General features: G+C 71.9%; 13 protein-coding genes. 10 read left to right on the top strand and 3 right to left on the bottom strand.

From position 1 onward, the window contains the following. Positions 1–288: 288 nt before the first annotated feature. A complete protein-coding gene (locus tag ACZ4K2_RS21565) occupies positions 289–1,359 on the bottom strand; it encodes a LacI family DNA-binding transcriptional regulator (protein ID WP_467475580.1) in 1,071 nt (356 codons plus the stop codon). A 68-nt stretch (positions 1,360–1,427) separates the two neighbouring features. Further along, positions 1,428–2,408, bottom strand: a complete 981-nt coding sequence (locus ACZ4K2_RS21570) for a hypothetical protein (protein ID WP_467475581.1) — start codon at positions 2,406–2,408, stop codon at positions 1,428–1,430. Positions 2,409–2,582: 174 nt separating this feature from the next. On the opposite strand from ACZ4K2_RS21570, the gene ACZ4K2_RS21575 reads away from it, so the two are divergent. After that, positions 2,583–4,061, top strand: coding sequence for a glutamate-cysteine ligase family protein (locus tag ACZ4K2_RS21575; protein ID WP_467475582.1), 1,479 nt, complete (start codon positions 2,583–2,585; stop codon positions 4,059–4,061). Between the two features lie 124 nt (positions 4,062–4,185). Here ACZ4K2_RS21575 and ACZ4K2_RS21580 read toward each other — a convergent pair whose 3' ends face one another. Further along, on the bottom strand, positions 4,186–4,566 hold the full coding sequence (locus tag ACZ4K2_RS21580; RefSeq protein WP_467475583.1) for a winged helix-turn-helix transcriptional regulator: 381 nt from the start codon (positions 4,564–4,566) through the stop codon (positions 4,186–4,188). 194 nt (positions 4,567–4,760) lie between these two features. On the opposite strand from ACZ4K2_RS21580, the gene ACZ4K2_RS21585 reads away from it, so the two are divergent. From ACZ4K2_RS21585 to ACZ4K2_RS21625, 9 genes are all read left to right on the top strand, one after another. Then, on the top strand, positions 4,761–5,411 hold the full coding sequence (locus ACZ4K2_RS21585) for an FMN-dependent NADH-azoreductase (RefSeq protein WP_467475584.1): 651 nt from the start codon (positions 4,761–4,763) through the stop codon (positions 5,409–5,411). A 283-nt stretch (positions 5,412–5,694) separates the two neighbouring features. Continuing rightward, positions 5,695–6,279 carry a maleylpyruvate isomerase N-terminal domain-containing protein gene (locus tag ACZ4K2_RS21590; protein ID WP_467475585.1) on the top strand — a complete coding sequence of 195 codons (585 nt, stop codon included), beginning with the start codon at positions 5,695–5,697 and terminating at the stop codon, positions 6,277–6,279. A gap of 134 nt (positions 6,280–6,413) precedes the next feature. Next, complete coding sequence (locus ACZ4K2_RS21595; RefSeq protein WP_467475586.1) at positions 6,414–6,695, top strand: hypothetical protein; 282 nt, start codon at positions 6,414–6,416, stop codon at positions 6,693–6,695. A 126-nt stretch (positions 6,696–6,821) separates the two neighbouring features. Beyond that, positions 6,822–7,061 carry a hypothetical protein gene (locus ACZ4K2_RS21600; protein ID WP_467475587.1) on the top strand — a complete coding sequence of 80 codons (240 nt, stop codon included), beginning with the start codon at positions 6,822–6,824 and terminating at the stop codon, positions 7,059–7,061. Further along, complete coding sequence (locus ACZ4K2_RS21605) at positions 7,061–7,438, top strand: toxin Doc (protein ID WP_467475588.1); 378 nt, start codon at positions 7,061–7,063, stop codon at positions 7,436–7,438. The genes ACZ4K2_RS21600 and ACZ4K2_RS21605 overlap by 1 nt, the downstream gene beginning before the upstream one ends. Before the next feature lie 597 nt (positions 7,439–8,035). Further along, positions 8,036–9,019 carry an ABC transporter permease gene (locus ACZ4K2_RS21610; RefSeq protein WP_467475589.1) on the top strand — a complete coding sequence of 328 codons (984 nt, stop codon included), beginning with the start codon at positions 8,036–8,038 and terminating at the stop codon, positions 9,017–9,019. A 22-nt stretch (positions 9,020–9,041) separates the two neighbouring features. Next, complete coding sequence (locus ACZ4K2_RS21615; RefSeq protein WP_467475640.1) at positions 9,042–9,953, top strand: ABC transporter permease; 912 nt, start codon at positions 9,042–9,044, stop codon at positions 9,951–9,953. Continuing rightward, positions 9,950–12,076 (top strand): dipeptide ABC transporter ATP-binding protein, encoded by a 2,127-nt coding sequence (locus ACZ4K2_RS21620; protein WP_467475590.1) that lies wholly within the window; start codon positions 9,950–9,952, stop codon positions 12,074–12,076. The genes ACZ4K2_RS21615 and ACZ4K2_RS21620 overlap by 4 nt, the downstream gene beginning before the upstream one ends. Before the next feature lie 79 nt (positions 12,077–12,155). Further along, a complete protein-coding gene (locus tag ACZ4K2_RS21625) occupies positions 12,156–13,844 on the top strand; it encodes an ABC transporter family substrate-binding protein (RefSeq protein WP_467475591.1) in 1,689 nt (562 codons plus the stop codon). Positions 13,845–13,860: the final 16 nt, after the last annotated feature.

The raw sequence follows: 13,860 nt of genomic DNA on the forward strand, positions 1-13,860 counted from the left end.
CTGCCGGCACGGGCGGCCGACCCGCCTGAGGTCACGGCCCGGTGAGCGAAGCCATCCGTATCTCTTCAACCGGTCCCGACCAGGATGCGGTGAACGAGGTTGAGGACGCGGCGAGTTCGCGCGGGCCGCGGGCCGCGGACGCCGGGTCGACCGGCCACTCCGGGCGGCCCCTCGGGCAGACCCGGCGGCTCGTCCCCCGGCGGTGCAGCGGTGTCCAGGGCCGACGCCGGACCGCCTCCGGGAACCCGGACGCCCCGGCCCGAGCCGGCCGGGTCCGGAAGGGCCTCTCTAGCTCCGCCGCAGGGACGACGCGCGGACGACGAGCCGCGGTTCCGGTGCGGGCCCGCCGTGCCCGGACCCGGCCCCCGGCTCGCCCTCGCCTCCGCCCCCGTCCTCGGCCGGCCGGGTTCCGAGCCGCCCCAGCAGCAGCTCCACCGCGTCCGCCGCGGCCCGGTCCAGGCGCAGGTCGACCGCGGTGAGCGGGGGTTCGCAGGTGCGGGCGCGCAGGCCGTCGTACCGGGTGACGACCATGACGTCGTCGGGGACGCGGCGGCCCGCGTCGCGCAGCGCCCGGACCGCGCCGACGGCGAAGGCGTCGACGAGTACGCACAGCGCGTCGGTGCCGGGGTGCTCGGCGAGCAGCGCGGTGCACCGGTCGTACCCCGCCTGTTCCCCGCCGTCCTCGGGTGCGGTGGCGACGACCGGCGGCCAGCCGTGGGCGGCCGCCGCACGTGCGTAGGCGGCGCGGGCGTCGACCGAGGAGTGGCGGGTGCCGGCGCCGACGACGAGTGCGGGACGGCGGGCGCCCTGGTCGCGCAGGTGGTCCAGGAGCAGTTCGGCGACCCGGCCGCCGTGCAGGTCGACGTAGGGCGCGTCGTCGTCGGGTGCGGTGGGGCGGCCCAGCGTGACGTAGGGCAGCCCGCGCTCGCGCAGTTGGGCCACGGCGGCGTCGTCCGCCGCGGGTTCGACCACGATGGCGCCGTCGACGTCGACGGTGTAGAGCGCGGACGCGGACTGCACGGGCGGGATCAGCACCAGCGCGTACTCGTGGACCAGGGCGCGTTCGGCGGCCGCGGCGGCCACTTCCATGTAGAAGCCGAGCCGGGACGGGCCGCCGGCCACCGCGAACGGCATGGAGGAGGTGAGCGCGATGGCCCGGGCCTCGCCGCGGCGCAGCCGCTGGGCGCGCAGGTTGGGCCGGTAGCCCAGTGCGGCGGCGACGCTCTTGACGCGCTCACGGGTGCGCGGGTCCACCTTGCCGATGCCGTTGAGGGCGTGGGACACCGTCGTCCGGGACACCGACGCCGCCTCGGCCACGTCGGCGATGGTGGGCCTGCGGGCGCCGCGGGGGATGGTCATGGGCCCATCTTCGCAACAGCCGCCACCGGGGGACCACCCGACGACGGCCGGTGCGGCGCGGGAGTGCCCTACACCACGAACGCGTTGACGCGGCCCGCGGCGATCTGGCTCTTGTCCGCGACGGGCTGGGCGACCGCGGAGGTCGGCGCCGAGGAGTTGAGGCTCCAGCGGTAGCCGGCGAAGACGGAGGTGTCCGGGTCGGCGTAGAGGACCATGTGCCCGTAGCCGACCCCGTCCTTCTCCTCGTAGGTGACGGTGGGCGCGTCGGTGAGGACGGCGCGGGTGTCCGGGTAGGCCCGGTAGCGGTCGATGCTGGACTGGCTCGTCAGTGAGGGGCCGCCGTGCGGGTTGCTGGTGCAGTCGACGACCTGGAAGAGGTGCGGGACGACGCCGGGTATGTTCAGCTGGCTGTCCACCGAGGAGGGGTAGGTGCCCAGGTAGGCGCGGATCAGCACCGCGTGTCCCGTGTAGGGGGCGGTCCTCTCCGCCGGGTTCCTGTCCCAGGCGACGAGGTCGCCGGGGCGCAGGTTGACCGGCTTGGTCACGGGGTCGATGTGCGGGACGTCCGACGCGTTGAGGAAGCCCGCCTGGAGGTCCTCCGCGGTGGGCAGGGAGGACGGCTCCCGGGTCTTGCCGTCCTTGCGCGGGAAGTACCGGTCGAAGTACTCCCTGGTGGCCCAGCCGTAGGCGGTGCCGGTGCCGTAGGCGCGCTGGAGCAGCAGTGTCAGGAACGAGGCGCACTGGGAGAGGTTCTCGAACTCCTCCGGGTGTCCCGGGCGGCCCCACTGGACCGTGGTTCTCCCCAGGTTGGCCCCGGCGGCGTCGTAGCGGTTGTGGCTCCACTGGTCGGCGCGCAGCCGTAGGTACTCCACCAGCGTCTCGGCCTCCAGCAGGTGCGGCGGCTTGAGGGCGAAGAGCGCGCTGGACGCCGGCTCGGCCGCGGCGGCCGGGGACGCCGCGGCGAGCGACGCGGCGGACGCGGCGAGGGCCAGGCCGGTGCCGCCGGCCAGCAGGCGGCGGCGGGAGGGGCGGGCGGAGGACGTGGTCACTGCGGCTCCTTGGCCGGGCTCCGGTTGCGGACCCGCGGAACCCTACCCGCCCGGTGATCCCCGGTGAGGGCGCCTGACGCGGCGCGGGGGCGGGCCCGGGCATCCGCTTGGTGGGCTCCGCGCGATGATGCGACGCTGGGTGGAGAGGTGTCCGCCGAGGACCCTGGAGGCTCGATGGGGCGTGACGTCCCGGCGCTCGTCTTCACCCGCGAGGACCGCCGCCGGTACCGGATCAAGATGCAGGAGTGCCTCGACGCGTTCGCGCAGATGCTGCGCGAGGCGCACTTCGAGTCGGAGCGTCCGCAGGTCGGCCTGGAGATCGAGCTGAACCTGGTGGACGACGAGGCCGAGCCGGCGATGCGAAACACCGACGTGCTGGACGCGATCTCCGACCCCGCGTGGTCCACCGAGCTGGGCCGGTTCAACCTGGAGATCAACGTTCCGCCCCGGCGGCTGGTCGCGGGCGGCCCGGATGCCTGGGAGGGGGAGATCCGGGCCGCGCTGAACCACGCCGACGAACGGGCCCGGACGGTCGGCGCGCGCCTGATCACGGTGGGCATCCTGCCCACGCTCGGGCAGGAGCAGATCGGCGAGGGCGCGCTGTCGGAGAATCCCCGCTACCGGCTGCTCAACGACCAGGTCTTCGCCGCCCGCGGCGAGGACCTGCACATCGAGATCGACGGCGCCGACCGGCTGCGGACGTACGCGGACACGATCACCCCGGAGGCCGCGTGCACCAGCACGCAGTTCCATCTCCAGGTGTCGCCCGAGGAGTTCGCCGGGTACTGGAACGCGGCGCAGGCGATCGCGGGCGTGCAGGTCGCGGTGGCGGCCAACTCGCCCTTCCTGTTCGGCAAGGAGCTGTGGCACGAGACGCGGATCCCGCTGTTCGAGCAGGCCACCGACACCCGCCCGGAGGAGATCAAGGTGCAGGGGGTACGGCCGCGGGTGTGGTTCGGGGAGCGCTGGATCAACAGCGTCTTCGACCTGTTCGAGGAGAACCTGCGCTACTTCCCGGCCCTGCTACCGCTGTGCGACGAGGAGGACCCGGTGGACACGCTGGACCGCGGCGACATCCCCGGACTGGCCGAACTCACCCTGCACAACGGCACGATCTACCGCTGGAACCGGCCGGTCTACGCCGTCTCCGGCGACCGGCCGCACATCCGGGTGGAGAACCGGGTGCTGCCCGCCGGCCCGACCGTCGCCGACACCCTCGCCAACGGCGCCTTCTACTACGGGCTCACCCGGGCCCTGGTGGAGGAGGACCGGCCGGTGTGGTCGCGGATGTCCTTCTCGGCCGCCGAGGACAACCTGCACGCCGCCGCGCGGCACGGTATCGAGGCGCGGGTGTACTGGCCCGGGATGGGCGAGGTCCCGGTGCCGGAACTGGTGCTGCGGCGGCTGCTGCCGCTGGCGCACCGCGGGCTGGAGCACTCCGGCATGGACGCGGCGTGGCGGGAGCCGCTGCTCGGCGTCATCGAGCAGCGCTGTGTGACGGCGCGCAACGGGGCGGTGTGGCAGAAGGAGATGTTCCACCACATCGACGCCGTGACCCACACGGGCCGGCACGAGGCGCTGCGCCGGATGACCCAGGTGTACATCGACTACATGCACCTGAACGCCCCGGTGCACACCTGGCCCGTCGACTGACCCGCGGTTCAGCGTCGACTCCCGCCCGGTGCGGGCCGGTCAGGCGACGCCCGGCGGACGCCGGCACCGTCGCGTCCCGCCCAGACACCCAGGGTCGTGTCCGGTCTGTGGGTCCGGGTCCCGGCTAGCCCTGTCGCTCCAGGGCCGCGCCGGGGCACCCGGCGCTCTCCGGCAGGTGGTGCTTGGCCCACTCCGCCAGTGCACGCAGCGCCGGCTCCAGGGCCGCGCCGGCGTCGGTCAGGCGGTAGGAGACGCGCAGCGGGGGGCCCTCGTCGACCTCGCGCAGGACGAGGCCGGCCGCGCCCAGTTCGGTGAGGCGGTCGGAGAGCATGCGTTCGCTGATTCCGGGGATGGCCCGCCTGAGGTCGGTGAAGTACGCCGGCTGCTCCACCAGGACGGCCACGATCGGGCCGCTCCAGCGCTTGCCGAGCAGCTGGAAGACGCGGGTGATGCCGTCGTCCACCCGTTTGCACGCCGCACTGTCGTGGTTCTGCTCCGCCGCCATGGGATCAGGGTACTACCCCACCGTAGGCGGGTGAGGAAAAGTAAGTGAGTATGTTAAAAATAGTTCAGTACGAAACGTCAGCCAGTTCGTCTCGGCGGCCGGCCGTCCGTCGTCCCCTTTTTCCCCGGACGGGCGTACGGCCACGTACGGCACCCGAAGCACCCACCGCACCCACCGCATTCACGGAGACCACCATGGCCACGTTGCTGCACATCGATTCGTCCGTCTTCCCGGCCGAGGCGTCGGCTTCCCGCGCCGTGACGGAGGCCTTCCGCCGGCACTGGGAGGAGAGCCACCCGGAGGGCACCGTCGTCTACCGCGACCTGGCGGCCGAGCCCGTCCCGCACATCACCGCCGACGCGCACCTCGCCGGGTTCGCGCCCGAGTCCCTCCGCACGCCGGAGCAGACCGCCGCGTTCGCCGAGCGCATCCGGCTGATCGAGGAGCTGGAGCGGGCCGACGCGGTCCTGATCGGCGCCCCGATGTACAACTACACGATCCCGTCGACCCTCAAGGCGTGGCTGGACAACGTGATCCTGATGAGCCGCACCGCGGGCGAGGCCCCGTCCGCCAAGGGCACCCCGGTCACCGTCGTCGCCAGCCGGGGCGGTTCCTACGCGCCGGGCACGCCGCGCGAGGGCTCCGACTACGTGCAGAACTACCTGACGGCCGTCCTCGTCGGCGGTCTCGGTCTGGACCTGGACTTCATCGTGCCGGAGCTGACCCTGGCCACCCAGAACCCGGCGATGACCGAGCTGATCCCGCTGGCCGAGGCGTCCCGCGAACGCGCCTTCGAGGCCGCGGCCACCAGGGCGCGGCAGGTCGCGGAGCGCGCCCTGGCCTGATCCGCCCACCGGACGCCGGGCGCCCGCCGGCACCCGCGGTCCCGTCCCCGGACGCGCCCCGGACCCGTATCCGGCGCCCCGGCGCCGGCCCCGCCCGCCCGGCCGCGTACGCCCTTCCGGGGACGGGCAAGACCTGCCCGGGAGCTCGCGGTTCGGGAAGGGGGCGCGCGCGGGGGCAGGAGGAACGCATGACGACGCGGGACACGACGGGTCCGGCGCGGACGCTGCGCGCCGCGTACGAGACCGCCGGGGCGACCGTCGCCGCGCTGGGGGACGAGGAGTCGTGGCTGCCGACGGCCTGTACCGGGTGGCGGTCCGCGACCTCGTCTTCCACCGCCTCCAGGACGCCCAGCGCGCCCCGGTGGCCCTGCACTCACCGACGGACGAGCCCGCCGACCGGGACGCGGTGACGTACTGGCGGGACTGGCGGCCGGACACCGCCGGGGCGGCGAACGGACGGCGCTGGGTGCGGGTGAACGGCAGCATGTTCCTCGACTTCGGCCGGCTCGGGCAGTGGTACGTGGAGACCCTGGCGGCGACCGTGCACGCGGCGCGGGCGACCGACCCGGCGCTGCGGGTGACCACGCAGGGGCAGGTGCTGACCGCCGGCGACCCGCTCACCACGCTCGCGGTGGAGGCGACCGTCCACCAGCTCGACCTCACCGCCGGACTCCCGCTCGCCCCGCCGGCCTCACCCGAGGGACTCGCCGCGGTGCGCGCCACCCTCGACGGTTCGCTCGGCCGGCCCGGCCTGCCGGAGTGGAGCGACGCGCACTACGCGCGCGTGGGCACCGGCCGGACCGCACTCACCGACGGCGAACGCGCGGCCCTGGGCCCGGCGGCGGACAGGTTCCCCTTGTTCGGGTGAGCGTTACCGGTCCTCGGGACGAGGCCGAGTGGCGCCCGCCCGATGCATCCCGAGCACCCCCGCACGGGGACGTGCGCGGCCGGCGACCGCGCGGTGCGGGGCTCACCGGCCAGGGGGATGGCAGCCTGCGCCCCATGAACAACCCTCCCGGCGTCAACGGTTACGTCGACCGCGTCACGGCGGGCCCCGGCGGGGCCATGACCGAGGAGGCCGGCGTCCTCACCGGCGACCTCACCGTGGCGACCATCCTGCGGCCCGACGGCGTCAGTGTGCGCGTCGCCGTGCAGCACTCGGGCAGTGACACCTGGTACACCCTCGCCGGGGGGCCGGCGCCGGTCCCGGCGGGACGCCTCGCGGCTTACCACCGGGACCTGTTGGGGCGCATCCGCCGGGGCGGCGGCACACGCGCCACGTAAGCCAGTGCTCCCCCGGCCCGGGACCGCACGCCGGGATTCCCGTACGGGCGACCCCCGCGGCGGGCCGTTCCGGCGATCGGGAGGATCCGCCTGGCAGGCTTGGTACCAACTAGGTACCATCAAGGCATGCCATCGCTGAACGTGACCTTCTCCGACGAGGAAATGGAAGGCGTCCGCGCCGCCGCGGCGGCGGAGGGCAAGAGCCTGAAGCAGTACCTGCACGACCTCGGTGTGCGGGAGATGCACCGCAGGCGGTTCGTCGCGGGCGCCGCCGCCTGGGCCGACAGGCTCCGCGGCGAGTTCGACGAGGCGTTCCCCGACGAGGTTCCCCCTTCCGAGCGTGCCGGCGGGGCTGCGGCTGCCTGATGGTTCTCCACATCGACGTCTCCTGGCTGCTCGACGTCCAGGAGGCGGCACTCGGACACGAGGACGTGACGGTCACGGACTATTCGGCGCTGGTGGCGGCCGTCGCACGGCACAAGACCAAGCTGCCGACGCTGGAGACGGCCGACCCCGACAGCGCCTGGCGCGCGGCCGCGCTCTTGCACACGATCGTCCGCCTGGAACCGCTCCCCCACCGGAACAGCCTTTTCGCCGCCTTCGTGGCCGCTCAGTACATGGACCAGTCCGGTGAGGGCATCGACCCGCCGTACGGCGCCCTCTCCGACCTCGTCCGGAAGGTCCGGGACGCTCGCCTGAGCGTCTACGCGGTCGCCGAGACGCTGCGTTCCTGGCGGATCTGAGACGGGCGGCGGACGCCGGGCCGGGGTGGCGTCCGGGTGACGCACCGGCATCACACGTGTCGGCACGGCTGACCACCCACGGCATCCGGAGCGGCCGGCTGCCGTGGGGAAAAATCTCCGCCGGCCGGACGCTCGCCACCCCGGCGCCAGACGGGGACGCATCAGCGTGGACGTCTCCCCGGGCGTCCTCAGCGCACTGGACCTTTTTCTGGCTGGTCTTCGGCTCACGGCGGCGACCGCGACGCGACCCGGTTCCCAGGACCTCGATCGTGCTGGCCGACGATCCCGGCGGAGCCCCCGCCGGCCGCCGACAGTCGTAGGTCCGCAGGCTGTGTGTCATGGGCATTGCAAATACATGGCAGGCTGCCGGGAAGTCTGGCGGAGGACGTGATCACCGTCGAACAATCTCCTGGTCGGCCCGCTCGCCCGGACGGGGCACGAGGGCCGCGGAACAGCAGCACGCACCGCCTGGACGAGAGCGGTGTGTTCATGTCCGGCAGAAGGCAAAACAGTCATGCTCAGATCCGGCACACCCCGGCCGGTCCCGTGTGCGGTCACCCCCGCCGCAACGCATTCCTCCGGCAGTAAGGCGGGCACGTGATCCGTCATGTGACACGCAAGGCCGCGGGATGGCTGGCCATGATCGTGGTCGCCACCAACGCGACGTACCTGCTGGCCGCGTGGTTCCTCGACCCGAGGTCCAACTACCGCGGGCTGCGCCCCGTCCGCACGGAGGACCAGATCGGCCGCGCCCTGGCGCCGTACAACCTGGACCCACGGGTCCCGCTCGCCGACCGGTGGTGGCACTGGTTCACCGGTGTGGTCCTGCGCTTCGACTGGGGGAAGTCCCCGGTCGGCGCGCCGGTCAACTCCGAGATCGGCTTCCGGGTCGTGGTCAGTGGCCAGCTGGTCACCGCGGCTACGCTGCTGTCGGTGGTGGCCGGTGTGGCACTCAGCGTGTTCACCGCCTCCCGGCAGTACGGCTGGTGGGACCGCGTCAGCCAGCTTGTCTCTGTATTCCTGTTCAACGTACCGACGGCCGTGGCGGCGCTGGCGGTCGTCCTGGCCGGAATCTGGCTGAACCAGCACCTCGGGTGGCGTTTCCTTTACGTCGCCGGGGAGAAGTCCCCCACGGTCAGCGGTCTGTGGCCGACCGTCGCCGACCGGTTCCAGCACCTCGTCCTGCCGACGCTGAGCCTGACGCTGCTGGGCTACGTCGGCTATCACCTGACCCAGCGCTCGCTGTTGTTGGACAGCATCAACTCGGACTACGTGCGCACCGCCCGCGCCACCGGCCTGACACGCGCCCAGGCGATCCGCCGGCACGCGCTGCGCGCCTCGCTGATCCCGACCGCCACGTCAGTGGCCTTCAGCATCCCGGCGATCTTCACCGGCGCGGTGATCACGGAGACGGTCTTCGGATGGAACGGCATGGGTCAGTACTTCGTCCAGACCATCGCGAAGAACGACGTGCACGGAGCCGTCGCCGTCGCGGCCTTCGGAGCCGCCATGACGGCGGTCGGCGCGGTCCTGGCCGATGTCGCGGTCGTCCTGCTCGACCCTCGGGTGCGGGTGAGCTGACGTGGTGACCACGGTTACGCCCCTGCCCGAGCCGTCCGGTCCTCGTACGGTGGACCGCGCCACATCGCCGGGTACGGGCGGCGGACGCCTGTACGTGCGGAGGTTCGCCCGCAACCGCCCGGCCCTGCTGGGCGTGGCGTTCTTCGCCCTGCTGGTCCTGTTCAGCGTGTTCGGCGGCCTGTTCACGCACTTCGCCTACACCGACGTGGACTTCACGGCGCTCACCCAACCGCCCGGCGGGACGCACTACTTCGGCACCAACCAGGGTGGCAACGATGTCTACGCCGAGGCCGTGCACGGCCTCCAGCGCTCCCTGGTGATCGCGGTCAGTGTCTCCGTGCTGACGATCGCGCTCGCCGCGGTGATCGGTGCGGGGGCCGCGTACTTCGGCGGTCGTGTCGAGAAGCTGACCCTGATGGTCATCCACTTCCTGCTCGTCGTGCCGTCGTTCCTGATCCTGGCCCTGGTCTCGCATCACCTCGCCGGCGACTGGCGCGTGCTCATCCTGGTCCTCACCGTGTTCGGCTGGATGTCCACGGCACGGGTCGTCTGGTCGGTCTCCACCTCGCTGCGCGAGAGGGAGTACGTCCTGGCCGCGGAGTTCATGGGGGTGAGGCCCTGGCGGATCGTCCTGCGGCACATCATCCCCAACCTCGGTTCCCTGCTCGTCGTCAACCTGACCCTGGGAGTGGTCGCCACCGTGCTCAGTGAGACCGCCCTGTCCTTCCTCGGCTTCGGAGTGCAGCCCCCGGACGTGTCGCTGGGCACGATGCTCGCCGACGGCTCCGGCACGATCACCAGCGCGCCGTGGCTGTTCGGCTACCCGGCCGCCCTGGTGGTGCTGCTGACGGTGTCCATGACCCTGATCGGGGACGGGCTGCGGGACGCGCTCGACCCGACGTCCGTCACCGGCGCCGCGGGGGGCCGGCGATGACGCTGACGGCCCCAGGCACGCATCCGCAAGCGGAACCCGCCACGCCGACGCCGGTGCTGTCGGTGCGGGACCTGAACGTCTCCTTCCCCTCCGAGGCCGGTCCGGTACGAGCCGTACGGGACGTCAGCTTCGACGTCCACCGCGGGCGCACGCTGGGCATCGTGGGCGAGTCCGGATCGGGCAAGTCCGCGACGGCGATGGGCATCATGGGACTGTTGCCCGGGTCCGCGAACGTGTCGGGCCGAGTGCTGCTGGGCGGCCGTGACCTGGTCGGGCTCGACGACCGACGGCTGTCCGCCGTACGCGGCAACGACATCGGCATGGTCTTCCAGGATCCGCTGTCCGCGCTGACCCCCATCTTCTCCGTCGGCCGTCAGCTGTCCGACGCTCTGCGCGTCCATCAGAAGCTCACGAAGCAGGCCGCGTGGACCCGCGCGGTCGAACTCCTGGACCTGGTTGGCATCCCGGACCCACGGCGCAACGCGCGGTCGTTCCCGCACGAGTTCTCCGGCGGCATGCGCCAACGCGTGGTCATCGCCCTGGCGATGGCGAACTCGCCGTCGGTCATCGTCGCCGACGAGCCGACCACCGCCCTCGACGTGACGGTGCAGGCACAGATCCTCGGCGTCCTACGAACGGCCCAGGCCGAGACCGGTGCGGCCTTGGTGCTGATCACCCACGATCTGGGGGTGGTCGCCGGATACGCCGACGACGTCGCCGTGATGTACGCGGGCCGGATCGTGGAACAGGCGAGCGCCCGGGAGCTGTTCGCGCGGCCGACCATGCCGTACACCATCGGACTCCTTGGGGCGGTCCCCCGGCCGGAGGCGCGGGCGGGCCGCCCGCTGGTGCCGATCGCGGGTGAACCACCGTCACTGATAGAGCTCCCGGCAGGATGCTCCTTCGCAAACCGCTGTCCCGCGGCTGTCGGGTCCTGCCGCACGCACGAACCGGAGCTGACCACGGTCCCCGGGCACGGGCAGGTGGCCTGCCTGCGCGCCGACGAGTTGGCCGAAGGCACATGGGCGGCCGACAGGCTCTACCCGCAGGCGGCGGAGGCCGAAGGGCAGGCCGAGCCCGGCCCGGACGCCGATGCCGACGCCGACGCCGACGCCGACGCCGACGCCGAGACGGTGCTGCGGGTCACCGGCCTGACCAAGACGTTCCCGCTCACCAAGGGAGCCCTCCTCAGACGCCGGGTCGGGACGCTGCACGCGGTCAGCGACGTCAGCTTCGAACTGCGAGCCGGCGAGACCCTCGGTCTGGTCGGCGAGTCCGGAAGCGGAAAGACCACCACCCTGCTGGAGATCATGCGGCTCGGGCGACCAGAGCACGGTCTGATCGACATCGCGGGCACGGACGTCGCCGCCCCGGCCTTCGCCGAGCAGAGGCGGAGACTACGGCGCGCCGTGCAGATCGTCATGCAGGACCCCATGGGATCGCTCGACCCGCGCCTGCCCGTCTTCCAGCTCCTCGCCGAACCGCTCCAGGCGGTGGGCGCGGATCGGGCGGCGATCCGGACCCGGGTGGGCGAACTCCTCGCCCTGGTAGGGCTGGACGCCTCGGTGGCGGACCGCTTCCCGGCGGCCCTCTCCGGCGGTCAGCGTCAACGCGTGGGCATCGCACGGGCGTTGGCGACCGAGCCGCGGATCGTGATCCTGGACGAACCGGTGTCCGCCCTCGACGTGTCCGTCCAGGCCGGCGTCATCAACCTGCTCGCCCGGCTGCAGCGCGAACTGGGCCTGGCGTACCTGATCGTGGCGCACGACCTCGCGGTGATGCGCCATGTGTCCGACCGGATTGCGGTCATGTACCTGGGGCACATCGTGGAGATCGGTGACACCGAGGAACTCTTCGCGGACGCCCGGCACCCTTACACACAGGCCCTGCTGTCCGCGATCCCGGTACCCGATCCGCAACTGGAGCGCGCCCGCGAGCACATCGTGCTGGAGGGCGAGCAGCCCAGTGCGTCGCGCCTGCCGCAGGGGTGTGTCTTCGTCGACCGGTGTCCGCTGCACCGGTTGCTCGACGACGGACTGCGGCAGCGGTGCCGTACCGAGCGTCCGGCCCTGCACCCCACGGGGTCCGGCTCCGGCCACCGCTCCGCCTGTCACGCCCGCTGACCGCCCTCGCGACCTCTGTTCCGCAGCGCCGCCGCGCCGTGCGGCGTCCCACCCCCACGAAGAAATGGATCCACTCGCCATGCGACCGAGAACCGCCCCGGCCTCCGTACTCACCCTGGCCCTCGCCCTGACGGCCACCGCCTGCAGTTCCTCCGGTGCCGACGCGCCGGACGCCGGAGGGTCGGCCAAGGGCGCGACCCCCGCCGTGGCGTCGGCGAAGGTCGACTACAACCCCCAGCCCTACGACAACATCAAGGACGGAGGGACCTATACCACGCCCGGGACCTTCGACGACCAGGGCAACCCGTTCAACGCCAATGCCACCCTCACCGCCACCCGGGTGTGGTTCTGGTACAACCCCGATGTCATCACCTACTCCCCCACCGGCGACGTGCAGTACAACCCGGACTACCTCAGCGACGTCAAGGTCAGTGTCACCGGCGGCAACCAGCGAGTCGTCCTCACCCTCAATCCCAAGGCCGCCTACAACGACGGCACCCCGATCGACTGGCGGGCGGTCAAGGCCACCTGGCAGGCCAACAACGGCTCCGACAAGGATTACAACGCGAGCAACACCGAGGGGTACCGGAGCATCACCTCGGTCACCCGCGGTGCCGACGACAAGCAGGCCGTCATCGACTTCAAGGGCGTGGACCCCTGGTGGTCCAGCCTGTTCACCACGCTGCTGAACCCCAAGGCCGCGACGGTTGCCAACTTCAACGACGCCTACGTGAAGAAGGCCCACCCCGAATGGGGCGCCGGTCCGTACACCGTCGGCACCTTCGACACCAAGAGCGGCAACCTCACCTTCGTCCGGAACCCGAAATGGTGGGGGAAGAAGGGCAAGCTCGACAAGCGGATCTACGTCAACCTGGACTCGTCCGCGGCGACCAACGCGTTCAAGAACGGCCAGGTCGACTACGCCACCACGGGCAGCGCGGAGGGCCTGAAGCAGGTCAGCGGCGTCACCGGCACGGAAATCCGCCGCGGCGGCAGCCCGTTCGAGTACTCGCTGTACGTGAACTCGAAGTCCGCCGCCCTTCGGGACGTGCGGGTACGCAAGGCGCTGTTGCAGAGCGTCGACCGGACACAGATCGCCAAGATTCAGTTCCAGGGACTTGACTACTCCGAGCCGCTTCCCGGTTCGGCGCTCCTCTACAGCTTCCAGAAGGGGTACGAGGACAACGTCTCGTCGGTGATCAAGTACGCGCCAGGCGACGCCAGGAAGACCCTGGAGTCCGCCGGCTGGAAGGCCGGCAAGGACGGCATCCGCGAGAAGGCCGGCACCAGGCTCACCGTCCGCTACACCCTGCTCGGCGACGACCCGCTGGACAAGGCCACGGCCAACGCATTCGCCGCGATGCTGAAGCCGGTCGGCATCGGCGTCGACATCAAGAAGGCCGACGAGGCGGACTTCTCCAAGATCCTCAGCGATCGCGACTTCGACCTCTTCCTGTCCGGCAACCGTTCCACGGACCCCTTCGGCGCGCGCTACCTCTACCAGTTCTACGGCACCGACAGCGACTCCAACCTGACCGGTACCGGCACCCCGGAGCTGGACAAGCAGATCCACGCCGCCTCCGAGATATCCGACCCCGCCAAGCAGATCGCCCGCGCCAACGCCATCGAACGTGAGGAACTGGCGCAGTACGCCTTCCTGCCCCTCTTCAGCGGTCCGTCCGTCTACGGCGTCAAGAAAGGGCTGGCCAACGTCGGCGCCACGATATTCGGCACGCCGCTGCCGGAGACCGTCGGCTGGCAGAAGTAGCTCACGAGCGTGGCGG

This window comes from Streptomyces sp. NPDC025833, from assembly GCF_055558055.1.

Excerpts from the sequence above, each read along its gene's own strand:
- ACZ4K2_RS21580 (WP_467475583.1), bottom strand. The coding sequence starts at position 4,566 with ATGGCGGCGGAGCAGAACCACGACAGTGCGGCGTGCAAACGGGTGGAC.
- ACZ4K2_RS21595 (WP_467475586.1), top strand. The coding sequence starts at position 6,414 with ATGAACAACCCTCCCGGCGTCAACGGTTACGTCGACCGCGTCACGGCG.
- ACZ4K2_RS21620 (WP_467475590.1), top strand. The coding sequence starts at position 9,950 with ATGACGCTGACGGCCCCAGGCACGCATCCGCAAGCGGAACCCGCCACG.
- ACZ4K2_RS21575 (WP_467475582.1), top strand. The coding sequence starts at position 2,583 with ATGGGGCGTGACGTCCCGGCGCTCGTCTTCACCCGCGAGGACCGCCGC.
- ACZ4K2_RS21605 (WP_467475588.1), top strand. The coding sequence starts at position 7,061 with ATGGTTCTCCACATCGACGTCTCCTGGCTGCTCGACGTCCAGGAGGCG.
- ACZ4K2_RS21585 (WP_467475584.1), top strand. The coding sequence starts at position 4,761 with ATGGCCACGTTGCTGCACATCGATTCGTCCGTCTTCCCGGCCGAGGCG.
- ACZ4K2_RS21565 (WP_467475580.1), bottom strand. The coding sequence starts at position 1,359 with ATGACCATCCCCCGCGGCGCCCGCAGGCCCACCATCGCCGACGTGGCC.
- ACZ4K2_RS21625 (WP_467475591.1), top strand. The coding sequence starts at position 12,156 with ATGCGACCGAGAACCGCCCCGGCCTCCGTACTCACCCTGGCCCTCGCC.
- ACZ4K2_RS21600 (WP_467475587.1), top strand. The coding sequence starts at position 6,822 with ATGCCATCGCTGAACGTGACCTTCTCCGACGAGGAAATGGAAGGCGTC.